Origin of the sequence: Kordia periserrulae (assembly GCF_003054265.1) — a bacterium.
GTDB lineage: Bacteria > Bacteroidota > Bacteroidia > Flavobacteriales > Flavobacteriaceae > Kordia > Kordia periserrulae.
The window spans coordinates 171,071-196,541 of record NZ_QBKT01000005.1 but is presented as its reverse complement, the minus strand read 5'-3'; the positions used below and the strand labels follow the sequence as shown (position 1 = coordinate 196,541).

Genomic DNA, 25,471 nt, shown 5'->3' with positions numbered 1-25,471 from the left:
ATTTGTTTTTTTTTGAAACTCCTTTATTCTTCAGTGTTAGTTTTATATCATGATGTATTATTCATTCGAAAAAATGATAGAAAGTATTGTCCAAGTACACAATATCATTTACATTTAAGTCCTTAAAAATGTATGCACTATGATTATTTTCAATGTAGCAGCAATAATTGTGTTACTTATTGCTGCACTTTTATGTATTCCTTTTTTTATTATTTATGCATTTGGAGGCATGAATGAAAGCATCCTTGTTATTTTTATGAGTTGGATGATTTTAGTAGCTTCTTTTATTGGAAAAAATAATGATATTAATGGACGCCTTTTTTTCATTCCAATGTGGATTTTAAGTATTCCCCTTCCTTTTGTTTTTACTTACATAAAATATGAATGGTTAGGCATTGGCGTTACTTTTGGAATCTTTTTTGGATTTATTTTATTTGTGGTTTTACTCGCCTATTTTCAGGAGAGTAAACGCTTGCGAAAATTACGTTCTGAAAAAATTTTGTTTCCAGAAATAGAAGTAGATTCGCTTGCGTATTGGAAAGCTGTCAAAGATAAATTCTTTATACCATCTTTCATAAAAATGACTCCTGAGATTGGACGTTTTAATATACGTGTTGCTAAAGCTTTGGAAAAAGATGATGCAACACTTACCACACTAGAATCCTTTGTACAAGAAATGAATAAAGTAGGTTCAAGACATCAAAAAATTAATCCCGCAGTTGCTAAAGAATTAATGGCAGAAATTGACCTAAAGATTTCAGCATTGAAACAGCAATTAGAAATCGTGAAAAATTCACAAATTTAAACTTACAAAAAAAACCACCCCAAAATGAATTGAGGCAGCTTTTTGACTAAGTCACTAAACTAACTTAAATAAACACTTATTCTTTATTTCTTATAAACAGTTGTTGCAATCGGCTTCCAAGTTGTACAACTGAGTTATTTGATTTGGATTGAGCGCCACTTTGTACATGCGTATGTCGTCTAAATGACCTTCAAAGCCATTTCCTAAAATATAATTTTGTAACGGCGTATTTCCTATATCAATACTGGCATTTTCATCTACGTTTCGTTGAATTCCGTCACGATACAAGCGCACGGTATTGTTTTCATCAACGGTAATGACCAAGTGATGCCAATTGGTCGTGTCGCTTGGTAAATTGGCGTCCATATTCCAAGGATCATCCCACAAACCGTAACCCGAATCTGCATCACTGAATACGGGCGTGTTCAAATCAAATACACTGATTTGAAAACCTTCACTGACCGAACTTCCTTTTTGGAATAGAATTTCATAGTTAGACGGATTGGTATTTTGCATTCGAAACCACAGACTTACCGAAAACGCATCGCCTTGCACAATTTGATTCATAGCTGTCACAGGAATTTCAACCATTTCATTGCCGTTAAACGAAATCGCGCAGTTTTGATTTCCGGCTCTATCAGACACATAATTGTAATTTCCTGAAGCTTCCCAATTGCTTACCAAATCTGTTGTTTCATTGGCAAACGGCAGGTATAACACCAAGTTTTCCGTTAAAATGGTATCGTTGGTACAGCAATCTTCAACTGTGATTTCTATCGTATATACTTCAAAAGTGCCATCCAACGCTACAATGCGCAAATACAAGGTTTCTATCGTGGCAGTATTGGTGTATGAATTCGGATTGAGCGCATTGGTATCAGAATCTGCATCTGCTTGCGTTGTGTGGAATGAAAAGGTAAATTCTTGCGTACAATTGATAGGTGCAATTACCAATGCTTCTAAGTCCATTTCAACAAAACCATCAAACGGATTTTCTTCATCGCACACGGTGAGTGTTGTGTTTTCAAAACATTCAAAAGCAGTCGTGTTTTCACATATTTTTTCTAACACGACTTCTTGATTTCCGTTGTAGACTATCAATTCGTCTTCGCTGCATTCAGCAATAATCCACGAACCGTTGAGCAAGGTAAATTCATCTGAAATATTAGAAATGTTCAACACCAAACTTCCTTGCGAAACTGCGACTTCCCAATTTCCGGTGTGTGTAGTACTACTGGTCGGTTCTGTAGAAAACGTAAACGAGCCATCTTGGTTAAAATAGAATTCATAAGGCAATTCCGTATTTCCAGCAAAATTAGTGATTCGCCAAAAGCAGTTTATCAAACTCGCCGTTACTTGTGTTTCTGTACAATCGGCGTCATTATAATTGTTGTCATCGTCTTCATCGCAAGAATTTTCCGCCGCAGCGATTGCCGCTTCCAATGCTTCATTACTATTGACGGTAATAACAGTTCCGTCTGCTTGTATCAAATTGATGGGATAGTTGATACTCGCCACCACACCATTTGCCAACGTTGCTAAAAAAGTAAATAATTCTTCATCATCTGTGATGGTGAGCGTTTCTGTTACTTCAAAATTGGTATTGAAAATAGCCATTGTAAAAGGATATTGAAAGTCTATACATTCTATGTCAATATCTGGCTGATTCGGTCCAGCACAATTTGAAATCTGCGTCGCGAGTTCTTCTTCGTTTTCAATACTAATTTCTGTATAATCGCTTAAAATAATAGTAATAGGAAAGGCAATTTCAACCGTATTTTCATCAGATTGCTGCAACAATTCCAACATCGCAGGATAGTCATTTGGTGTATTGATAGTAATTGTGGTTCCGTTGGCGGAAATCGTCACAGGCAAATCGACTATAAAACAATTGGCATTATCAATAAAATTATCCACAGAACCATCGAGCAACGATACGCGCTCCATCAAGCGAGGTAAGGTAGTATTGGGTACCAACGTAGTTGCTGTATCAGGTTCAGAAGTTTGTGCATTTTCTTCTTGACAAGCATAAAAACAAAAACTCATCGCGCACAGCAATAGCACCGTTTTTATAGCTTTTATTGGGGCAATTTTATTCATAAAATACTAGTCTACTCTTTTAGTATGCTATCTATTGAACAACTCAAACAGTAAAATTCCTACCTTTTATTTATAAAAAATTTATGTTTACTTTTAGTCCATCGTTAAGCCAACCTAAATGCCAAAATCGCTCCAAGATACTATTTGTAATGAGGTGATGTTTTCTAGTTTTTTTAAGAAGCATTACCAAAGTTTGTATTCGTATTTGTACTATAAGTTTGGTGATTATTTGAATCCCGAAGATAAAACGCAGGAAGCTTTTACGAAGTTGTGGCAAAATTGTGGAAAAGTTTCTCCCGAAAAAGCCAAAAGCTATGTGTTTACGATTGGCAATAATTTGATGCTGAACGAAGTAAAACATCACAAAGTAGTATTGCAACATCAAAAAATAAAGCCAAAATCGCATACCAACGAGAGTCCCGAATTTTTAATGCAAGAGCAAGAATATTTACAAAAATTACAACGCGCCATTGGAAATTTGACCGAATCGGAACGCGTTGCTTTTTTGATGAATCGTGTGGAAGGAAAACGTCACAAAGAAATTGCAGCTATTTTGGATATTTCCACTAAAGCAGTGGAAAAACGTATTTACAGAGCGCTGGCAAAGCTACGAGAAGAGATTGAGGAGTTGTGATGTACGATTTTTGATTGACGATTGACGATTTTTGATTTTTGATTTGTTTGATTTCATATCGTCAGATTGAGTGAAATCGCCTAGCGATTTTGTATCGAAATCTGCTGTGAAACATTCGTTTTCCTAGTACTTCTCGATACGAATTTGTTACACAAATTCACTCGAAGTGACGGTTTTGATTGATAATTGCCAATTGCTGATTTTTGATGTGTTTGATTGCCAAACGTCAGATTGAGTGAAATCTCGCAGCGATTTTGTGTCGAAATCTGCTATGAAGCGATTCATTTTAATGAAAACAATCTCAATACGAATATCTCAGTACTGAATACTTAAAAAACACAGGGGAATTTTACATAGTAAGTTGTTATATAGATAAGTAACGATTATGAAACGAGAAGAATTAATTCAGAAATGGTTGGATCATGCGTTGACTCCTGAGGAATTGGAAGCTTTTAAACAGCTTGACGATTACGAGGAATTGACCAAGATGCAAACCGCTTTACAGTATTTTAAAGCGCCTGAAGTAGACGTAAATTCGGCATACAATACTGTAACGACTACAAAAAAAGATACCCCAAAGTCGACGACTTGGTTGATGCCTTTGCTTAAAATTGCCGCCATATTAGTCATCGGGTTTGGCACTTATTTTTATGCCACCTTACCAACACTCACAACGCATGAAACGGTAGTGGCACATAAAACACGCATCGAATTGCCCGATACTTCCGAAGTAATGCTCAATGCGGTTTCTAGCGTGTCTTTTGATAAAGATACGTGGACAGACAAACGGGAAGTCAATCTCAATGGAGAAGCGTATTTTAAAGTCGCAAAAGGAAAGACTTTTAGTGTGCTAACAGACGACGGGATTGTCACTGTTTTAGGAACTGAATTTAACGTAAAACAGCGCAATCACTTGTTTGAAGTGTTTTGCTATGAAGGTTCTGTAAAAGTGACGCACAACGACAAAAGCGTGGTATTATCACCAGGAGAAAGCTATGGAATACTGAATGGGAAAGAATTTCGCTACGAAAAAGAAAATCTGAAAGAACCTACGTGGATTCGCAATGAAAGTTCTTTTAAAAGTTTACCTTTACAGGAAGTTATTCAAGAGTTTGAACGACAATATGATGTAACGGTAGAAGCCAAAAATATTGACACTTCTCAAATAGTTACTGGAAGTTTCACGCATACAAATATTGATACCGCACTACAATCCATTACATTACCGTTTAACTTGAAGTATCAGAAAAAACAACATTCGATTATTCTAAAACGTGATTAAAAAACGCGTACTCACTTTTTTCACTTTTCTATGCTTCTTTCTTAGTTTTCAGTGTCTTATCGCACAAGAAAATCAAGAGAATAAAATTTTACTGTCCAAATTATTACCCAGCATCCAAAAGCAATACGATGTCGTTTTTTCGTATGTCGATAATACGCTCGATACGGTTGTAGTTACGCCAAGAAAAAAAATAATTTCATTACAAGAATTGTTAGACGGTTTTGAGCAGGAAACCAACTTGCGCTTTACCATTATCAACGAACGCTACATTGCTATTACGGTTTTTATAGACCAAATTCAAGAGTTGGACGAAGTGTATTTGACCGAATATATTGCGTCGGGAATTTCTACGAATAGAAATGGACAAATTACCGTAAAACCTAAAAATTTCAGCATTCTTCCTGGCGTTACCGAACCTGATGTATTATTAACGATTCAAGCTTTGCCTGGCATTTCTAGCGTAAACGAAACGGTTTCTAACATCAACATTCGCGGCGGTACAAACGACCAAAATATTTTATTGTGGGACGATATTAAAATGTATCAATCTGGACACTTTTTCGGGTTGATTTCTGCATTTAATCCGTATTTCCTAAAGAAAATTACCGTGACAAAAAACGGTACCAGCGCGCAACACGGCGATGGCGTTTCTGGAATGATTCAAATGGATTTGGACGCACATGTAAATGATTCTTTAATCGCTGGCGCGGGATTGAACCTAATTCACGTTGATGGTTTTGGCAAAGTACCGCTCAACAAAAAGATGGAAGTACAGGTTTCAGCACGAAGAGCGATTACCGATTTGCTAGAAACACCAACCTACGCCATTTATTTTGATCGAATTTTTCAAGATACTGACATCACCAACAACAATCAAGAAACCAATAGAACGACGACGACCGATAGAGATTTTTATTTTTACGATGTGGGCGCAAAGTTTATTTATGATATTTCTAAAACTGAAAATTTACAGTTTAGCTTTTTGAATATTTTCAACGATTTAAGCTATACAGAAGAAGCTACTTTGAACAACAGACAACTCACCGTCAATAGTGGCATTACACAACGAAACTTGGCAACTGGACTGACCTATTTTCGCGAATGGAATCCTGCATTTTCTACCCAAGTACAGTTGTACACTTCAAATTACAATTTGGAAGCCACCAACTTCAACATTGCGGACAATCAGCGATTATTTCAGGAAAATGATTTGGCAGATAGCTCTATAAAATTTCATACCAAATACCGAATTGATGAAAATTTTACCGTAGAAAGCGGCTATCAGTTTTCTGAAATTGGCATTACCAACATTCAAGATGTGAGCAATCCGCAATTTCGCAGCGAACGTAAAGATGTCATGCGAAATCACGCCTTGTATTCAGAAGTTCATTATTTTTCAGACAGTTATCGCACCATGTTAACTTTGGGATTTCGCGCGAATCAGTATGGAAAGATTGACAAATTCCGTTGGGAACCACGATTGAGTTTTCGACAGCAATTCTCTAATTATTTTAGTGTGTTGGTGTTGGGTGAATTTAAAAGTCAAGCCATCTCACAAGTAATTGACTTACAAAATGATTTTTTAGGTGTGGAAAAACGTCGTTGGACTTTGGCAAACGGCACTTCTATTCCACTGATTGAAAGCAAACAAGCGTCTGTTGGCGTGCAATACACCAAAAATAATTTGTTGATTACGGCAGAAGCATATATAAAAGATGTTGACGGCATTACCACGCGAAGTCAAGGGTTTCAAAATCAGTTTCAATTTGTGAATGCGGTAGGAAGCTATACAACCTACGGAATTGACTTTTTATTCAACAAAAAATGGTACGATTTGAATACGTGGTTGAGTTATTCTATCAGCAAAAACAATTATGAATTCTCCTCACTCAACAATGGAAATTCGTTCCCAAATAATATTGACATTACACACAATCTCACATTAGGCGCAACCTATTCATGGAAACAATTTGAGTTTTCATTGGGAAGTTACTTCCGCACAGGAATTCCCAACACCACCGTTGGAACGCCAGAAGTCACAAATGGTGAAATCAACTACAACGCACCAAATGCAGCAACCTTAGAAAACTATTTTAGAACGGATTTTTCATCAACCTATCGTTTTACTTTGTCTAAAAAGAAGAAAATATATTCTAAAATTGGACTCTCTATCTGGAATATTTTCAACCAACAAAACGTCTTAAACGAATACTACAATTTGGACAATGATGTGGTTTCTCAAATTCAAAATCGTGCCTTAGGCATTACGCCCAATTTGAGTTTTCGGGTTGATTTTTAAACTATATCACCATGTTATAAAATGTGATTAAAATCTTACGTACCTCTTTGATTTTTAAATATATTATCATAATTTTAAAATACATGGAAGTAACTATTGGAATTTTAGGGTTTATAATTGTAATGATTGCTGTTGAATACTTTTTCTTTCATAAACGCAAAGAAGAAAAAGAAGAAGAGAAAGAAGAAGAATATATCGATCCTTTAGAAGTACGATTTAAAGCAACTCAAAAGCTGTCTAAAGAAGTTCAACTAGATATAGAAAATTATATTTTAAAAGCGAATGCTTCCGATAAGCTCTTATTTAAAGATATGACCTTTAGTAAGTATCTGGCGCATTTAAAGGAAACTCACAATGAAAATTTGTCTGATAGTTTATATGAAAGATTGCGTAGTTTGGAATTAACTAAAAGTAATTCAGTCTTTCTTATTAAAAGTCTAGAATTCCAATTTTCTGCTTTACTACAAATTAAAAATAAAATGCAGTTATTGGATCTGCTCTATTCCAAAAGAGTAGCTCTTGCCGAAAGTCAACATTGAGTTTTTGGGTAGAGTTTTAAGTTTATCTCGAAAACAAAAAATAAAAGCACATACTCCAAAGAATATGTGCTTTATAGTTTTTATACTAGCTTTTCTAATGGCTACATGCGCTCAGGAACTTCAATTCCCAACAGACCAAAGGCTAATTTTATGGTGTCGCCTACTTTTTTAGACAACTGAACTCTGAATATTTTTTTGTCTTGGTTTTCTTCACCTAAGATGTAAATGTTTTGGAAGAACGAATTATACAATTTCACCAAATCGTAGGTGTAATTGGCAATGACTGCTGGACTTTGATTGTTAGCTGCCAATTGTACGGCATCTGGATAGCCTTGCAATTGCTTTAGTATTTCTTTTTCGCGAATGTCTAAATCAATTCCAGCGATTTCTTTGGAATAGTCAAAATCTGCCTTACGCAAGATGGACTGAATACGCGCATAGGTATATTGAATGAAAGGCCCTGTATTTCCTGCAAAATCAATCGATTCTTTTGGATCAAATAGAATACGTTTTTTGGGATCTACTTTTAAGATAAAGTACTTCAACGCGCCCATTCCGATGATTTTGTAGAGTTCCTCTTTTTCTTCTTCAGAATATCCGTCTAGTTTTCCTAATTCTTGTGAAATTTCTTTGGCGGTTGCTGCCATTTCAATCATTAAATCATCCGCATCTACCACAGTTCCTTCACGACTTTTCATTTTTCCGCTTGGCAAATCCACCATTCCATAGGATAAGTGATAGAGATTTTTAGACCAATCGAATCCAAGTTTTTTCAAGATTAAGAACAGTACTTTAAAGTGATAATCTTGTTCGTTCCCAACTGTGTAAATCATTCCTCCTACATCTGGATAGTCTTTTACACGCTGAATTGCCGTTCCGATGTCTTGTGTCATGTATACCGCAGTTCCATCGGCACGCAATACGATTTTTTCGTCCAAACCTTCATCAGTCAAATCGCACCACACAGAACCGTCTTCTTTTTTATAAAAAACACCGCTTTCCAAACCTTCCGCGACAAAATCTTTTCCTAATAAATAGGTGTCACTTTCATAGTATAAGGCATCAAAATCAACACCTAGGTTTTTATACGTCACCGCAAAACCATCATATACCCATTGATTCATTTGCTTCCACAACGCCACCGTTTCAGCATCGCCTGCTTCCCATTTACGTAACATTTCTTGTGCTTCCAACAAAATCGGCGCTTGCTTTTTTGCTTCTTCTTCTGGCATTCCGTTGGCTACCAATTCTACAATTTCTTGCTTGTAAACACTATCAAATTTCACATAGTAATTTCCAACTAACTTATCACCTTTGATACCTGTGGATTCAGGTGTTTCGCCATTTCCATAGCGTTTCCAAGCCAACATGGATTTACAGATGTGAATTCCTCGATCGTTGATGATTTGGGTTTTGTATACTTTTTTTCCAGAAGCTTTGATGATTTCGGCAACACTATATCCTAACAAGTTGTTTCGAATGTGTCCTAAGTGCAAGGGTTTGTTGGTATTTGGTGATGAATATTCTACCATTACAGCAGCTTCTCCAGCTTTTTGAGTTGCATGTCCGAACGTTTCATTTTCAGTACTCTTCGCGAAGAAATTTAAGTAATACGCATCGTCAATCACGAGATTTAAAAATCCTTTGACCACGTTGAAGCGACGTACCTCAGCAACATGTTCCACTAAAAAGTTCCCTAACTCTTCGCCGAGTTGTGCAGGATTCATTTTTTTAACGCGTAACATCGGAAATACAACTACGGTAATATCTCCTTCAAAATCTTTTCGGGTTGCTTGAAACTCTACAGTATCTAATGTGGCACTGTATAAGTTTTCAAATGCTTCTTTGACTTTTGCTGTTAATACTTCTTGAATATTCATGATTCTCAAAAAAATTTAAGATGCAAAGATATCAATTATTGATAAGGATTGACGAAAAGTTGTGAGAGATAATTCAGATTTATAAACTCGTCAAATCTTCTAAAGTTTTGTTTTCTAAAACTGCCAACATATTATCGCGGACTTCAATCATAATGTGATGCAATCCACATTGCGTTTCATCTTTACAATCGTCACATTTTTCGTAGAAATTTAAACTCACGCAGGGCAACATCGCAATAGGACCTTCTAAAATTCGGATGAGTGAAGCGACTTTGATTTCTTTGGGAGTTTTTATCAAATAGTAACCGCCTCCTTTTCCTTTTTTTGAGCCCAATAAACCGTTGTTTTTGAGTTGAAGCAGAATGGCTTCCAAGAATTTTTTTGAGATATTTTCTTCTGTAGCAATTTCTGAGATTAGTACTGGAGCATCATCGCCTTTATTAGCAATATAACTTAATGCTTTAAGCCCATATTTTGTTTTTTTAGACAACATGTGACTAGTTTTCTGATATGTGGGAACATTTTCGAGGCGTTACAATCTTAGGCACAAAAATAACGGGATGTTTCACAAAAACAAAGAAAATGTTAATTATCTGACAGATTAACCACAATCGTATTCATTTTTTTAATTTTTTGTACTATAAAATCATTAATGCTGGTTTTTCATCAAAAACTCACACATCTTCCCTTCACTTAGTCTACTACTTTGGACAAGCGCCGGAGCATTTTAAACCTCGATTATGAAGTAAATACTCTAACATTCTCATTCTGTGCACTTTTATTTTTAGTAATTTAGTCGCCAATTGATTTTAAATTAAATATTGATAATGAAAAACATTTTAGTGGTATTGTTGTTGTTGCCTGCTTTGGCAATTAGTCAAAAAATTAAAATTAAGAAGAATAAGATTCTTTTTGACAATAAGGAAGTTGCTATTATAGAGGATGGTGACGCCCGAAATAAGTATACGTTTAAGTATTTATCGGGTGAAAAAGCCTTTGATGTTGCGTATAAAGCACTCTCTATTTCGTCTATTCAAGATCATCAGTATTTGGAAATGACTGCTGTAGATGGCACTAAGACTGAGATTTTATATGAAATTTTACAAACTTCTTTTAATACAAAGAAAATTATCATTCGCCTGTTGAGTGAAAAGTATGGTTTGATTGATGCGGATGGAATTGACAAGCAAGCAGTAGCAGACTTTTTTGCGCAAGAGCGCGAATCTATCAGTGAAAAGTATATGAAGATAGCAGCAGAAGCAAAACTTGAAGCCGACAAACGCAAGCAAACTGTAGGTCGTTACAAACCCTATGTAAAACCTAACGGAACCATCACTTTTGGCGGCACACGCGGAACAAATATTGTTGGTAAAGTATATTATACCGCTTCCGAAAAAGCATACGTTATTACAGACTTAGATGGTATTCGTGTGGCAACGGCGCAAGAATCGAACAAAATAGGATCGACAGCCGCAGTTGTAAAAACCTATACCGATGAGACTTTTGAATTTGATGAAGGCTCAAAAACCATGTTTACCAGTTATTTTTCAAGAACATTCGGTCAGCTTTTTGTCGAAGAAATGGTCGGTCGTGGTTATGTATTTGGTCGTCAAGCAAAAAAATACAAAAGTGAATTTCATAAAGAAAAAGTAAAAATCGCTAAAGAAAATAGTGTTAATCTGTACGGTGTTCCAGGAAGCATTACGGATAATAAAGGGACGCAATATAAGGGAACTGTGTATGTGATTTTTGAGCGACTCGTGCTAGAACCAGGACAAGAAGTTCCGGGATTACACGATATGAATTCGATTGACAATTATGGGAAATTTATCAGTATTCGCTATGAAAATGAGAAAGGAAGAACACGCATTAAGAAATTTTCTGCAAAAGATGGCATCTCTTTCACAGCTGTAGATGAAGGTGTAACGAAGACTTTTCACGGTATGAAAACCAAAGGAAATGCGCTAAAGAAATTCGCAAATGCCTCTAATTTTGGATTTAACAACTCCTACTTTTATGAAGAAATTTATGAAGAAAACGGAAGTATGGTTTTAATCAAACCTGGAGAAGAAGGCACTTATGTTATTAAAGTTGCTGATGAAGATGTTGGCTTTATGATAGACAATCGTTCGAATGAAAAACTTTCTAAGGCAATGGCAAAATACTTAAAGAATTGCAAGCAACTTGCGAATGACTTGAAAGCAGGTGAGTTTGATGTAACAAACGAGGAAAATCTCAAGCAAATTATTCAAGAATACAACGATTGCGGAAAGTAATTTCAAGATTGTTATATTGTTAGAACTTATAGAAAAAGCCTGAGAAATTTGACTTCTCAGGCTTTTTTATGTTTTTATTTTGCAAGCGTTACAAACACGCAACAGTCATTTTCTTTTTGGGTTGAGTAGAGTTACTAAAAGAAAACGAACCTAAGGAAAATTCATGATAGTATCTTAAAAGAAATATATAGCTCGCTAAAAAAAAGAACTAGCGCGTAATTACTCTTATTGTAAATTGGGTATTTATGCCTGAAATTCTACCTAAACAATACATTAGATTTAGCTTATATTATTTCTCAATAATGAAGCTTGATTAACATCCTTTGTATTAAAATTTAAAGAAATAGTATTTCCAGTAAGTTTTCTAGAAATCCATTTATAATTCTTAATGAGTACTAACAATAAACATTTAAAATAAACACCAATGGAAGAACAATATGGTTTTAGTCCCGAAATTTTTGAATTAATAGAGCTACATCCAACACGAAAAAGAGATGAGGACAAGGTAGGCATAGGCTATGGAGACAAAGTCAATTTTAATCCTTTTAATCAACGATCCTCTGAATGGAGTGTTATACGTGAAAATAATAATTCACAAAAAATTCCTGTAAAAAAGAGTTGTGTATTTCTCCAAAACGGTATAGAGTTTGGATTTTTAAATAATGAAGGTGGAGGCGTTATTGCAACTCTCAACAAATCATTTACATTAAATGATAAAGAAAAGAATATCCCTCTAAGCGTTACTTTTTCTTTTGCAATAACTGTTCATAATATAAATAAGGATGATACGGGTAGTGTTTCTGCAATACTACCAGGTGGACTAATGCTTCACTATGCTAAAGATAAAAACGGAGAATATGAACCATTCGGAAAATATTATTATATAGATCCTAAAGGTGATGAATCTAACTGGGTATTCATGGGTGATTCAGAACTTTCGATTGGAGCGAATTTTAATTTACACAAGGTAGTTATGGTTTTTCAAGAGGATAATTTGAAACTTTGGGAAAATGAAAAATTAATTTTCGAACAAAAAATAACAGCTTATGATAATGTTAAGGCACGTTTTGGTCTGCAGTATTATGGAGAAAATGCAAGTGGACATGGAGTATTAAATATGATTAATTTCCAAGCGTTAGTAGGACTAACACAACCATATGTTTCAAGAGCAAGAGCAATACCCACACCTCCATCTGATTCACAAAAAGCTAAAATGAAAGAATTGGCTGAATATGCCAAAAATAATGATTTACACGGAAAAGCAAGCAGTATTAGAGATGATCTAAATAAAATACCTGTTGGCCCAAGCTCATTATTTTGGGGAATTAATCTCGATAGAGCATTAACAAATAAGGTGGAGAACTTCCAAAAAAGCCCAGCCATGACTGGGTTTAAAAATATTATCGCTCCAAATACACAATCTCCTAATGGAAAAGGTGGGCCTGCACTTTTTATAGGAATAGAAGCTGATGCTTCATTTTTTCTTTCAATCGGTTATAGTATAGGTTTTCTGTTCAGTTTAGATGGTACCAACCGTTCTATGCTAGTTCTAATAACTTCTGCAGGGTTCGAAACAAATGTAAGTGCTGATATTGGAGTTGCTCTTGGAATTTTCCCAAAATCTACACCTGAAAGTCTTAAAGGGTTTGGAGTGTATACAAGAGTTTCCTTTGATACACCAATCGCAGGTGCTGGGGTCGGGGTAAATATATCTGGTAATTACCCAATGGACACTACTAATTGGAGTAACTGTGGTCCTGGGTTGTCTTTAACAGCAGGTGTTTCTATTTTACCTATAAGTCTTGGAGCTGGAGTTTCATGGACTTTTGAAATGATTAATTTAGGAGTACTTAGGTAAGCATTAATAAAATACGTGAGTTCGATATAACTATTTTATTATGTAGTTGATTACTAATAAATTATGATCAATGTCAAATCGAGCATTATCGTAGATACCGAGCGAAGCTACCGAGATTCCTTTGAAATTATCAATTCTTAGCTGTTCTCGACTGCGCTCGAACGTACAATTAGTTATTTATCAGTGAATTATGAATTGCATAGTGATTTCTTAAGTCGAACTCACGTTAAAATAAAAAAACTCAGGATTGAATTTTATCCTGAGTTTTTAAAACTTACACAGTTTATAGATTAATGTCACAAAACTTTATGTGACATTGAATTTTGTGAGATTCCGGCCTACGCAGGAATTCATTTTTTCGGTAAGAAAACCTCAGCCATCATGCACCGTGCGCTTCCTCCACCGCAAGTTTCAATAGTTTCTATAGAACTTGATAGTATTTTACAGTGTTTTTCAATACGTGATATTTGCTCTTTGGTTAACGAATCATACGCAGATTGACTCATCACTAAATACGGCTCGTCATTTGCGCCTAACACCTGTAACATGTTTCCTGCAAAGTTTTCGACTTGCTTTTCTGTGATGCGAATGATTTCTTTGCCATCTTCTTTCAGATGCTTTTCCACGATTTTACGCTCTTTTTTGTCATCGATACAATCCAAACATATCACTGCAAACGTTTCTGCCAAACACATCATTACATTCGTATGATAAATTGGCAAACGCTCTCCTTCTACCGTTTGATACGCTGTAAAAATGACTGGCGAATACTCAAAATCTTCACAAAACTCAATGAACAAATCTTCATCCGCTCTTGGTGATAAAGCGCAATAGGCTTTTCTGTTGACTCTATCAAGCACCATACTTCCTGTTCCTTCTAAGAAAACACCTTCTTCTTCCGCCGACGTATAATCAACCACATTCTCAATATGAAAACCTTGCGCTTCCAATACTTCTAGCGCATCTTCCCTACGTTCCAAACGACGGTTTTCAGCAAACATTGGATAAATACCCACATTGCCACTTTGGTGAAAAGAAATCCAGTTATTTGGAAAGATAGAATCGGGCGTGTCAGGCTCTTGTTCATCTTGAATTACCACCACGTTGACACCAATTCCACGTAATTTTTCTACATAGGCATCAAATTCTTCTTGTGCTTTTTGTTGAATGGTTTTGGGTTGTAAATCGTCAATAGTTTCTTGGTAATAATTGTTTACAGCCGTTTGTTCGTTCATCCGAAACGCAACGGGACGTACCATCAAAATTGTATTGGTAATTTGCTGCATTTTGCGTACCTATTTTAGAATTATTTTTGAGATGGTAAAATTACATAAAAACTAAAATTATGCTAATTTAATTTGGCTTTTTTCAATGATATATTGATACTATTATGAACCTTTCAAACATCTTGTGAATTTAGTAGTATTTTCCTTCACGAAAAAAAAATGCTAATGCACGTTCTTATTCGTAATTAATTGACATTCAGTTTTTTTATTTTTATCCTTTCGGGATATTACAATTGGTAGGTAAAACATACATGAAGCATATTTTTTCTCCAAAATCTGCACAATCAATACCAGCTAAGTAGCTGTTCCATGAGTAATAACTTGGTATATTCCTATTCTAAACACTTAACAATAGTAAATTAATAATTTGATCTTTAGGCTTATTTTCTACAATATAAAGAAGGTGAATATTTTAAATTTTAAGCACCAATAAGCTAAAAATAAAATTGTTTTTTATTGCTAATTATTTTAATAACTTTATAGATTACCGTCGACCAAAACTAACACTACATGAAAAATATAATTACACTACTCTCTTTCCTTTTTTTTTCTTTACTTATTCAGGCTCAAGTAGGTATAAATACAACAGATCCTAAAGGGACACTAGATGTCACATCTGTAAATAATACTGGTTTAGTACTTCCACGTGTAACCAATGTGGAATCTGTTACAGATGGTAATGGCAATCCTCCTGTGGATGGAACTATCGTTTTTGATATGTCTAGAAACAGTACTTGTTTTTATCAAAATTCTAAATGGGTATGTATTGAAGAAGATGGTAGTGGGCAACTTACATTAAATGAAATTATTAGTATTAATTATGATAGCTCAAGCAATATCGATTATATAAAGGCATCAAATACAGCAACGGATGATTATCTTGGATGGAGAGTTTCTCTTTCTGATGATGGCAATACAATGGCGGTTGGTGCCCGCCAAAGATCAAGCAATGCAGGAGCTGTTTATATATTTATAAGAACAGGAACAACTTGGTCACAACAAGCATTTATAACAGCATCCAATACCAATGCGTCTGATTTTTTTAGCAATAGTCTAAGTTTATCTGGAGATGGAAACACACTTGCTGTTGGCGCATTTGGAGAAGACAGCAGTGCTACTGGGATTAACGGTAATGAAGCTGATAATTCCGCGTCTGACAGCGGAGCTGTTTATGTTTTTACAAGAACAGGAACAACTTGGTCACAAGAGGCATATATTAAAGCATCAAATGCTGAAGGTGATGATGATTTTGGATGGTCGGTTGCGCTTTCTTATGATGGTAACACATTAGCGGTTGGTGCTAGATCTGAAGCTAGTAATGCTAATGGTGTTAACGGAGATCAAACTAATAATTCCTCGCTTAGTAGTGGAGCTTCATATATATTTACTAGAGTTGGCACTACTTGGTCACAAGAAGCGTATTTAAAAGCTTCTAACACAAGTCTTTTCATTTTTTTTGGTCATTCAGTAGCATTATCAGATGATGGAAATACATTAGCCGTTGGTGCTAATTTTGAAAGCACTACTGTATCACAAAGTGGCGCAGTTTATGTTTTTACACGATCAGGAACAACTTGGTCACAAGAGGCTTTTTTAAAAGCTTCTAATCCAGGAAATGGTTACACCTTTGGAGATTCGATTAGTTTTTCTAGCGATGGTAATATAATGGCTGTTGGAGCAATGAGAGAAGGAAGTGCTACAAGTGGGATTGATGGAGATCAAACAGATAGTTCAGCTTATGGAGCTGGAGCTGTTTATTTATTTTCTAGATCAGGAACAATCTGGACACAAACTGTTTATTTTAAAGCCTCAAATTCTGGAGCTAATTATAATTTTGGAACTTCTATAAGTTTATCGAATAACGGCAATGCATTATTGGTTGGATCTAACAGAGAAGCTAGCAATGCTACTGGTGTTAATGGAAATCAAAATAATACTTCTGCCTCCAATTCAGGTGCTGCATATATTTTTATTAATGATGGTAGTGTTTGGACACAACATGCTTATTTAAAAGCGTCCAATACAGATGGCTCTGATCGGTTTGGCACCGGAGTATCAATTTCTGGAACTGGTGAGCTATTAGCCGTTGGTGCTTATTCTGAAAGAAGCAACGCCACAGGAATTAATGGAAATCAAACTAATAATTCATTGCTAAATGCAGGTGCTGTTTATGTGTATTCATCTAATTAACGTGAGTTCGATATAACTATTTTATTATGTAGTTGATTACTAATAAATTATGCTCAATGTCAAATCGAGCATTATCGTAGATACCGAGCGAAGCTACCGAGATTCCTTTGAAATTATCAATTCTTAGCTGTTCTCGTCTGCGCTCGAACGGACAATTAGTTATTTCTCAGTGAATTATGAATTGCATAGTGATTTCTTAAGTTGAACTCACGTTAATTAAGTAACTTTATTTATGTAGAAAATAAAAGTAAAGCTAATAGAGCTTTATAGGAAAGCGTAAAGCTTTTACAACTGATAAGTAAAACCTGCGTGATATGCGAATCCTTGAAAAACATTTCGCCCGTCAATAACGTAGGAAGGTGAAATGTAAATTCCTGAAGTTTTGGATAACGGAAAATGGTAGGTTCCGCCGATTTTGTGGAAATTCACGCCTAATTCTCTGAAGTTTTGTGGTCGTGGTGTGCCACGATAGTCAATTCCGCCAAAAGCGTATTGAAAGTCGTACCAAACATCAAAATATCCTTTGGCGCTTGCCTTTCCTAGTTTGAGTGTAAATGGAAAACTGTTCGGAACTTCTTCAAATTTGAACGAAAAACCACTTTGCACTGTAGCAAACCAGCCTGAGTTTTTTTGATAATGCAACATTGCGCGCGTTTCTAAAATTTTAGCTTGTTGTCCCAAATCGTTGAGTCCACCAATTCGGTAATCGCTCACATTTGTAGAAAATCCTGTTGCGAATGATACTTCTAGTTTGGAAGTTTCTCGTTGTGCTTGAAAGGCTCTGTATTTGAGAAAGATTTGTGCATCTTGCAATCCGTTTTGCTCTCCGCTTGATAAGTATGGCAAAGACGCTTGTACGTTAAGGCGATTACTAATTCCGTAAATTCCAAAGAGAGAAACACTGTATAGATTTCGACTTAAATCGCTTCGTACGCGACCGATAAAATAGTTTTTTGAATCTTCAAATCCAGCACCTAAGACCAAAGTTGCTGTTCCTTTTACATTGTAAAATCCGCTGATGGCTCCTTGCGCCATTCCGCTAATAGAAACGCATAAAAGCAATGCGCATACTAAAAATTGTGCTGTTTTCTTTCTCATGTTTTATATCTATAAGAAAGTTAGTCTGCAAAAAGCTGAAATCCTTACTTTTCTCGGATTAATGGCATGGTACTGCAACGCAATAATCCTTCTTGCTTGGCAATTTCCGCATACGGAACTTTTTCAACCGTAAATCCTTTTTCTTCAAGCCATGTATTAAGGCGTGTAAAGTTTTGCTCAGAAATGACCACATTAGGAGAAATAGAAAAAATATTGCTATTCATATTGTACATTTCTTCTTTTGAAATTTCGAAGATGTTTTCCTTCCCAAAAAAGTCAACCAACCATTCGTATTCTTTTTCTACTAAAAAGCCGTTTTTATGCAGAATGGCTTTGTCCGTTCCAATCGGTTGAAAGCAACAGTCTAAATGTAATGCATTTTCTTTTGGGTCTGTGTTTGATTTTCGAAGCTCGAATGATTTTACTGTTTTGTGCGGAAATAATTCTTGCAACGCAATTACAGCGTCAATATTGGTACGCGCTGTGATGTAATCGGAATAATCGTCTCCCGAATACGTTCCCACAAAAATATAATCGCCCCAAGGCATTACATCGCCGCCTTCCACATGTACTTCTTCGGGTAATTTGATGACATTTTCAGGATTGATTTGCTCAATTACATGTTTGATAGCTTCTATTTCACGCTCGCGATCGGGTAAAATATTCGATTTGATAAATTTATCTTCAATCACAAAAGCAATATCTCTTGAAAATATTTGATTGTAATCTTGAATGACTTTTGGGCGGAATACCTGCACATCGTACTTTTTCAACACGGCTGCCACCGCTTCCATTTCTGGAATCATATCTTTTTCTAGCGGATAGGTTCCTGCCAATACATGTTGTTTAGATTTAGGATCGTAGCAATCTTCTGCTTTTGGAGTTGGACCACAGCTTTCGGCAGTTCCTAAGACAACTGCTTTGAGTGTTGCTGTTTCGTCATTTACATGTAATTTTAGCATGTGATTTTGGGTAAGGTGTACTAGTAAAAAAGCTTCACAGATATAAAATCTATGAAGCTTGTGTGTGTTTTGTTGTTAATTATCTTTCAGAGATGTCTTTGAATGCTCTGTGATTTTCTCCAATATATACTTGACGTGGACGACCAATTGGCTCTTTGCGCAAGCGCATTTCTCTCCATTGTGCAATCCATCCTGGCAAACGTCCTAAGGCAAACATTACCGTAAACATTTCTACTGGAATTCCCATTGCTCTGTAGATGATTCCTGAATAGAAGTCAACATTTGGATATAATTTTCTATCTACGAAATACGAGTCTTCCAACGCTTCTTTTTCAAGTCCTTTCGCAACATCTAAGATTGGATCTTCCACTCCTAAATCGCTCAACACTTCATCAGCTGCTTTTTTGATAATCGTTGCTCTTGGGTCAAAGTTTTTATATACACGGTGACCGAATCCCATCAAACGGAACGGATCGCTTTTATCTTTCGCTTTTGCCATGTATTTTTTCGTATCGCCTCCGTCTTCTTGAATGGCCTCCAACATTTCTAGTACAGCTTGGTTCGCTCCTCCGTGTAATGGTCCCCAAAGTGCAGAGATTCCAGAAGCTAAAGAAGCAAATAACCCTGCGTGTGACGAACCTACGATACGTACGGTTGATGTTGAACAGTTTTGCTCGTGGTCAGCGTGAAGGATTAGTAACTTATCCAACGCATTCACAACAATCGGATTTAGTTTGTATTCTTCGTTTGGCTGTTTGAACATCATTTTTAGTACGTTTTCAACGTATCCTAGTGAAGAATCGCCATAATCTAATGGCATTCCTTGTTTTTTACGCATTGTCCACGCTACCAATACAGGAAATTTTCCTAGTATTTTCACAATCGCTTTGTACATGTCTTCCTCCGAATCAACATTTACAGACGAAGGATTGAACGCTGTCAACGCGTTTGTCAATGATGCCAACACGCCCATTGGATGCGCGCTTTTTGGAAAAGCATCTAAGATTTTTTTGATATCATCGTCAACAACAGATTGTGCTTTGATGTCTTTGTGAAATTTTGCCAGTTGTTCTGTATTTGGCAATTCGCCAAAAATTAACAGATACGCGACTTCTAGAAAGTCTGCTTTTTCAGCTAAGTCTTCAATGGCATATCCTCTGTAACGTAGAATTCCTTTTTCTCCATCTAAAAAAGTGATGGCACTTTCGCAAGAACCTGTGTTTTTATATCCTGGATCGATGGTGATAATTCCTCCTGTGGAGCCTCTTAAACTTTTAATGTCAATGGCAAGTTCGTTTTCTGTTCCTTCAATGATTGGAAACTCATATTTTTCGCCATTAATTTCTAACGTAGCTGTGGTATCTGACATATTTTCTTTATAAATTTTTTTGTTTTTACTCGGTTTGCTAAATTACGAAATATGTAGCGATTTATGAAAATACTTTACAAAGGATTTAACAATTGAGATATCATTAAAGTTTATACTAAAAATAAATTATATTAATCCTAAAAAAACAATGATGCTATTTTTACATGTTCTTGTTTTTATTCGTTATTAGGCAATTGTTCTACGATTTGAAACGTACTAAAGTTTAAGAAGTTTCCTGGATGTACGAATACATTTTGTAGGATGATTGGTGTATCTGGATTTATCCCTGTGTATTGCGTGTTTCCGTCCAAGTTGATATCGTTTGAATTATAGCCTGTGATTGTAAAGGTTGGAAAATTCAAGAAGTTTCCAGCATCATTTAGTACTGTTGCGAGTATTGCTGGGACATCTGGATTGGTTCCAGAGTATTGCACAACGTTATCTCCGTTTGCGTTTCCACACCACATTGCTACTGTGTTTGCGGGCATTCCAAAGGTTGTTTGCGCATTTGTACCGTAGGTGATTTGGTTGTTACTATCGGTAAAATCTACAGTAGTGACAGCAGTATTCGTTAACCCAATTTGACTACCAGACATGATTCCTAAGTGATTTCTGTGTTTTATGACTATGTAGTAATCGCCAGACACTTGATTAAAACTTACAGGAGTTGAGGTGTTATCAGAAACTGCCTCTACAACGTCTCCATCTTGTTGTAATAATGCCGATTTTCCATCAATGATACTTGTAGGATTGTTGGCATCTCTGAGTTCTATCCAAATCCAATCGACAATTTTGTCTTGTCCTGTAGCCATAAATACAGGATCGGTAGCAAGAATGGTAGTTCCATCTGCGTACGGACTTACTGTTGGAATATAATTATTGTCTTTGAGATCGGTTCGCATCAAACCTCCTGTGTTTTCCAACATTGCACCTTGCAAGTATACTTTTGCTGCTACTTGAATAGGACTGCCGCAGAATTCATTGAAACTTGTTGTAGGTTCAATATTTGTCCAATTGGCAGTACTATACGCAGCATCATCTACTTCTATACAGAATAAATCTATATTACCAAGTGTGTTGAATGTGGTCACGTTCGTATTGTTGCCGTTTTTTACATTTAATACAGTTAATGCTGCATTATCTGCTATGAGATAGTTTAGGTTTGTGTTGTTACTTAGGTCTAATTCGCCTAAGAAGTTCAATCCGCAGTTTAAGATTTCTAAACCAGCAAAGTCTTCTATTCCTGTAAGGTCAAAAATACCGAGATCGCGGATGTTTAAGTCGTTTACCGTGCTAATATTTGCTGTTGTGACGTAATTATCTAATGTAGTATCATAACCATAATCAATTAAGGCTTGCTCAAAGTTATCATCTGGAACATAGGTTAATCCAGCAGTTGTGTTTGTAGATACACATAGATCAAAGGTTTCGTTTGAGTTTTCGACATAAGAATACACTTGAATGTAATACGTGTTTCCGATGGTTAATCCTGTTGCTTGACTTTCCAATTCATCCGAACAGTAGATAGCATTCGTAATGTTTCCGCAATTGTACGTTTGTGCGTCTATGATTGCATGAAAAACAGTGTTGGATGGACCTGTGGTGTTTTGTAATGCAATGTTGTGTGTCGTTTCTGTGGCAACAAAACTAAACCAAACATCTGTAAAGTTTGGCAAGTCTCCAAAGCATTGCAATGAGTTTGAATTTGTTGCTTGAAATAGCGTTCCTGCAACCGTATTGTTGCACGTAGCATCACTAATAGGTACTGAAATAGCATTTACACATTCGTCATTTACAGTCGAGCCACAGTTTGTACTAAAGCTTGTTGTGGGTTCAATATTTGTCCAATTGGCAGTACTATACGTGGCATCATCTACTTCTATACAGAATAAGTCTATGTTACCAAGTGTGTTGAATGTGGTCACGTTGGTATTGTTGCCGTTTTTTACATTTAATACAGTTAATGCTGCATTATCTGCTATGAGATAGTTCAGGTTTGTGTTGTTACTTAGGTCTAATTCGCCTAAGAAGTTCAATCCGCAGTTTAAGATTTCTAAGCCTGCAAAGTCTTCTATTCCTGTGAGATCAAAAATACCGAGATCGCGGATGTTTAAGTCGTTTACCGTGCTAATGTTTGCCGTTGTTACGTAATTATCTAATGTAGTATCATAACCATAATCAATTAAGGCTTGCTCAAAGTTGTCATCTGGCACATAGGTTAACCCAGCAGTTGCGTTTGTTGATACACATAGATCAAAGGTTTCTGTGGAGTTTGCTACATAAGAGTATACTTGAATGTAATAGGTGTTTCCGATGGTTAATCCAGTTGCCTGACTTTCCAATTCATCCGAACAGTAGATAGCATTTGTAATGTTTTCGCAATTGTACGTTTGTGCATCTATCACAGCATGGAATACAGTGTTGGATGGTCCTGTGGTGTTTTGCAATGCAATGTTGTGTGTCGTTTCTGTGGCAACAAAACTAAACCAAACATCTGTAAAGTTTGGCAAGTCTCCAAAGCATTGCAATGAGTTTGAATTTGTTGCTTGAAATAGCGTTCCTGCAACCGTATTGTTGCACGTAGCATCACTAATAGGTACTGAAATAGCATTTACACATTCGTCATTTACAGTCGAGCCACAGTTTGTACTGAAGCTTGTTGTGGATTCAATATTTGTCCAATTGGCAGTACTATACGCTGCATCATCTACTTCTATACAGAATAAGTCTATGTTCCCAAGTGTGTTAAATGTGGTCACGTTGGTATTGTTGCCGTTTTTTACATTTAAAGCCGTTAATGCTGCATTATCTGCTATGAGATAGTTTAGGTTTGTATTGTTACTTAGGTCTAATTCGCCTAAGAAGTTCAATCCGCAGTTTAAGATTTCTAAACTAGCAAAGTCTTCTATTCCTGTAAGGTCAAAAATACCAAGATCGCGGATGTTTAAGTCGTTTACCGTGCTAATATTTGCTGTTGTGACGTAATTATCTAATGTAGTATCATAGCCATAATCAATTAAGGCTTGCTCAAAGTTATCATCTGGCACATAGGTTAACCCAGGAATTTCTAGTGTATGTTCTTTTAGACAAAATGAAACATCAACATACGATGTTTCAACATTATTTGCATAGGTTCCTTTCGAATCTTGAAATACCCAATCATAAATTTGAATGATTAATTCGTCTCCAACTTGCCAACCAGTTAGTACGGTATCATCTGGAGTAATCGTATTTGCGCATGTAATTTCATTTCCTGCTACATCTCTTATGATAATTCCCGGACTACCAGTGAGTCCACTCCAAAGTAAAGCATTTGTCGTTGCTGTCCATGTAAAGAATTGATCATATCCTGTATTTGTTGTATTACAGCTTCCATCAAGTCCGCTATCAGTGGTTCCATCTGAACTAAAAAATAATGTTCTTTCGGTACAATCGTTTCCAAGCGCATCTGGAGTAATTGGAATTGCTCCTGTAATTAAATCATTTTCGGACGTATTATATTCTCGTAAACAAAAGGAGAATGCGTCTTTGTGACTGTTTTCAAAATTATATATTTGGATGATTAGTTCTTCGCCAACTTGCCAACCACTCAATTTTATAGGATCACCCGAGCCTCTGACTGCACACGCGTATTCCTGTCCTGAAGTACTGCGTATGGCAATTCCAATAGCGTCATCATTTTCTCCTAAAAGGAGTCCTGTAGAAGTTGCTGTCCACGTAAAAAATTGATCGACACCTGTACTATCAGGTCTGCAAGAAGCTACTGTTCCGCTGGCTGTCGTAGTATAGGTACTTGTATTGAAGTAAACTGTTTGATTGCTATTTGTAGTTGAACAGTCACTTCCCGCTAAGCCTACTGTTATTGGAATTGCACCTGCAGCTGTATCATTAGGTGGCGCAATGATTGTTTTTTCTTCTAAACAGAAGCTTACATCTAAAGTTCCTGTTTGCCCTTCACCTCTATATATTTGAATGATTACATCGTCTCCAATATCCCATCCCCTGAGAATAGGTGTAATAAATTGATCTACCCCACTACAATCAATGATGTCATACGGTGCACTTGCATTTCTCACAATTATTCCTCCGAGTCCTTCCGAAGGTAGTGTACTGCTAAATAGTAACCCATTTGTAGTTGCTGTCCACGTAAAGAATTGATCCAATCCTTCCACTTCGTTGTCATAACAACCTCCCATACCGCTATCGGTTGTATCTGTAGCAAAATCAAGCACGAATGAATACCCCGTAGGACAGCCTGTCCCTTCTGGCGATGGTACGATTGGCACAGCAAGTTCAATAGTGTCTGGTATTGGTGTATATTCTTCACAGGAAATTGTTAGGTCAACATCTCCAAAACTTGATGAATCGTATCCTGTAACTGTAATGTAATACGTGGTCGTTCCATCAGATTCAAAGGTTCCATACGAACGATATCCTGGCCCGCATTGATCCTCATTATCGTCATTTGCCGCAACTAAAGTTAAATTTCCAGAAGTTCCTGTATACACCAAATAGGAAGTATCGTATCCGGAAGCACATAAATCCACAGTCACAATTTCTGGAGTTCCTGAACCTGTGTAAGAATACCAAATATTTGGCGCATTTAAATCCACTTGAGGATTTACAGAATCTGGCGCATTGTTTTCGTCAAGAGTTGCTTGTGCTGTTGATGATGTGTAGTTTCCACCGCAACTTACTGGAATGGCGTTCGCAAAATCGTCATTTGAAGGTTGTGCTATTGCTGTAGTGGTAAAAAAAATATTTAAAAGTAATACTGTTGTAGAGAGTAACTTTAACCTCATGCAATTTGATTTGATTAGTTTGTTTAGTATAAATTTAAAGTGTAGGCAACGAATCTCAGGATGTAGTTGTTACATCATCTTCATAATCTTG

16 protein-coding genes are annotated in these 25,471 nt (G+C 36.2%); 8 read left to right on the top strand and 8 right to left on the bottom strand.

What is annotated here, in order from left to right; genetic code table 11:
• The first annotated feature begins 139 nt into the window (after window positions 1–139).
• Complete coding sequence (locus C8N46_RS11975) at window positions 140–805, top strand: hypothetical protein (protein ID WP_108115138.1); 666 nt, start codon at window positions 140–142, stop codon at window positions 803–805.
• A 90-nt stretch (window positions 806–895) separates the two neighbouring features.
• Here the strand turns inward: C8N46_RS11975 and C8N46_RS11970 are convergent, their stop codons facing one another.
• The gene (locus C8N46_RS11970) at window positions 896–2,905 is read right to left on the bottom strand and encodes a LamG domain-containing protein (RefSeq protein WP_108115137.1); all 2,010 of its coding nucleotides are present in this window, start codon (window positions 2,903–2,905) and stop codon (window positions 896–898) included.
• A gap of 118 nt (window positions 2,906–3,023) precedes the next feature.
• On the opposite strand from C8N46_RS11970, the gene C8N46_RS11965 reads away from it, so the two are divergent.
• The 4 genes from C8N46_RS11965 to C8N46_RS11950 all read left to right on the top strand — a co-directional run bounded on the left by C8N46_RS11965 (window position 3,024) and on the right by C8N46_RS11950 (window position 7,659).
• On the top strand, window positions 3,024–3,539 hold the full coding sequence (locus C8N46_RS11965) for an RNA polymerase sigma factor (RefSeq protein WP_108115136.1): 516 nt from the start codon (window positions 3,024–3,026) through the stop codon (window positions 3,537–3,539).
• Between the two features lie 385 nt (window positions 3,540–3,924).
• The gene (locus tag C8N46_RS11960) at window positions 3,925–4,821 is read left to right on the top strand and encodes a FecR family protein (RefSeq protein ID WP_108115135.1); all 897 of its coding nucleotides are present in this window, start codon (window positions 3,925–3,927) and stop codon (window positions 4,819–4,821) included.
• Entirely contained in the window at window positions 4,814–7,120 is a 2,307-nt protein-coding gene (locus C8N46_RS11955; protein WP_108115134.1) for a TonB-dependent receptor plug domain-containing protein, read from the top strand. The genes C8N46_RS11960 and C8N46_RS11955 overlap by 8 nt, the downstream gene beginning before the upstream one ends.
• Before the next feature lie 83 nt (window positions 7,121–7,203).
• Window positions 7,204–7,659, top strand: a complete 456-nt coding sequence (locus C8N46_RS11950; RefSeq protein ID WP_108115133.1) for a hypothetical protein — start codon at window positions 7,204–7,206, stop codon at window positions 7,657–7,659.
• A gap of 101 nt (window positions 7,660–7,760) precedes the next feature.
• On the opposite strand, the gene argS is transcribed toward C8N46_RS11950, so the two are convergent.
• Window positions 7,761–9,539, bottom strand: a complete 1,779-nt coding sequence (argS, locus tag C8N46_RS11945; protein WP_108115132.1) for an arginine--tRNA ligase — start codon at window positions 9,537–9,539, stop codon at window positions 7,761–7,763.
• Window positions 9,540–9,618: 79 nt separating this feature from the next.
• Window positions 9,619–10,032 (bottom strand): RrF2 family transcriptional regulator, encoded by a 414-nt coding sequence (locus C8N46_RS11940; RefSeq protein ID WP_108115131.1) that lies wholly within the window; start codon window positions 10,030–10,032, stop codon window positions 9,619–9,621.
• 334 nt (window positions 10,033–10,366) lie between these two features.
• Here C8N46_RS11940 and C8N46_RS11935 point away from each other — a divergent pair, with 334 nt between their 5' ends.
• Together C8N46_RS11935 and C8N46_RS11930 are read left to right on the top strand one after the other, a co-directional pair.
• Window positions 10,367–11,815 (top strand): hypothetical protein, encoded by a 1,449-nt coding sequence (locus C8N46_RS11935; protein ID WP_108115130.1) that lies wholly within the window; start codon window positions 10,367–10,369, stop codon window positions 11,813–11,815.
• Between the two features lie 424 nt (window positions 11,816–12,239).
• Window positions 12,240–13,673 (top strand): hypothetical protein, encoded by a 1,434-nt coding sequence (locus C8N46_RS11930; protein ID WP_108115129.1) that lies wholly within the window; start codon window positions 12,240–12,242, stop codon window positions 13,671–13,673.
• A gap of 350 nt (window positions 13,674–14,023) precedes the next feature.
• On the opposite strand, the gene ctlX is transcribed toward C8N46_RS11930, so the two are convergent.
• The gene (ctlX, locus tag C8N46_RS11925; RefSeq protein WP_108115128.1) at window positions 14,024–14,959 is read right to left on the bottom strand and encodes a citrulline utilization hydrolase CtlX; all 936 of its coding nucleotides are present in this window, start codon (window positions 14,957–14,959) and stop codon (window positions 14,024–14,026) included.
• Window positions 14,960–15,469: 510 nt separating this feature from the next.
• On the opposite strand from ctlX, the gene C8N46_RS11920 reads away from it, so the two are divergent.
• Window positions 15,470–17,149, top strand: coding sequence for an FG-GAP repeat protein (locus tag C8N46_RS11920; RefSeq protein ID WP_108115127.1), 1,680 nt, complete (start codon window positions 15,470–15,472; stop codon window positions 17,147–17,149).
• Between the two features lie 285 nt (window positions 17,150–17,434).
• Here C8N46_RS11920 and C8N46_RS11915 read toward each other — a convergent pair whose 3' ends face one another.
• The 4 genes from C8N46_RS11915 to C8N46_RS11900 all read right to left on the bottom strand — a co-directional run bounded on the left by C8N46_RS11915 (window position 17,435) and on the right by C8N46_RS11900 (window position 25,380).
• Window positions 17,435–18,247 (bottom strand): hypothetical protein, encoded by an 813-nt coding sequence (locus C8N46_RS11915; RefSeq protein ID WP_108115126.1) that lies wholly within the window; start codon window positions 18,245–18,247, stop codon window positions 17,435–17,437.
• Window positions 18,248–18,291: 44 nt separating this feature from the next.
• Window positions 18,292–19,209: a dimethylarginine dimethylaminohydrolase family protein gene (locus C8N46_RS11910; protein ID WP_108115125.1), complete on the bottom strand. Its 918-nt coding sequence runs from the start codon at window positions 19,207–19,209 to the stop codon at window positions 18,292–18,294.
• A 79-nt stretch (window positions 19,210–19,288) separates the two neighbouring features.
• Window positions 19,289–20,578, bottom strand: coding sequence for a citrate synthase (locus tag C8N46_RS11905; RefSeq protein WP_108115124.1), 1,290 nt, complete (start codon window positions 20,576–20,578; stop codon window positions 19,289–19,291).
• A gap of 176 nt (window positions 20,579–20,754) precedes the next feature.
• A complete protein-coding gene (locus tag C8N46_RS11900; protein WP_108115123.1) occupies window positions 20,755–25,380 on the bottom strand; it encodes a hypothetical protein in 4,626 nt (1,541 codons plus the stop codon).
• Between the last annotated feature and the right edge of the window lie 91 nt (window positions 25,381–25,471).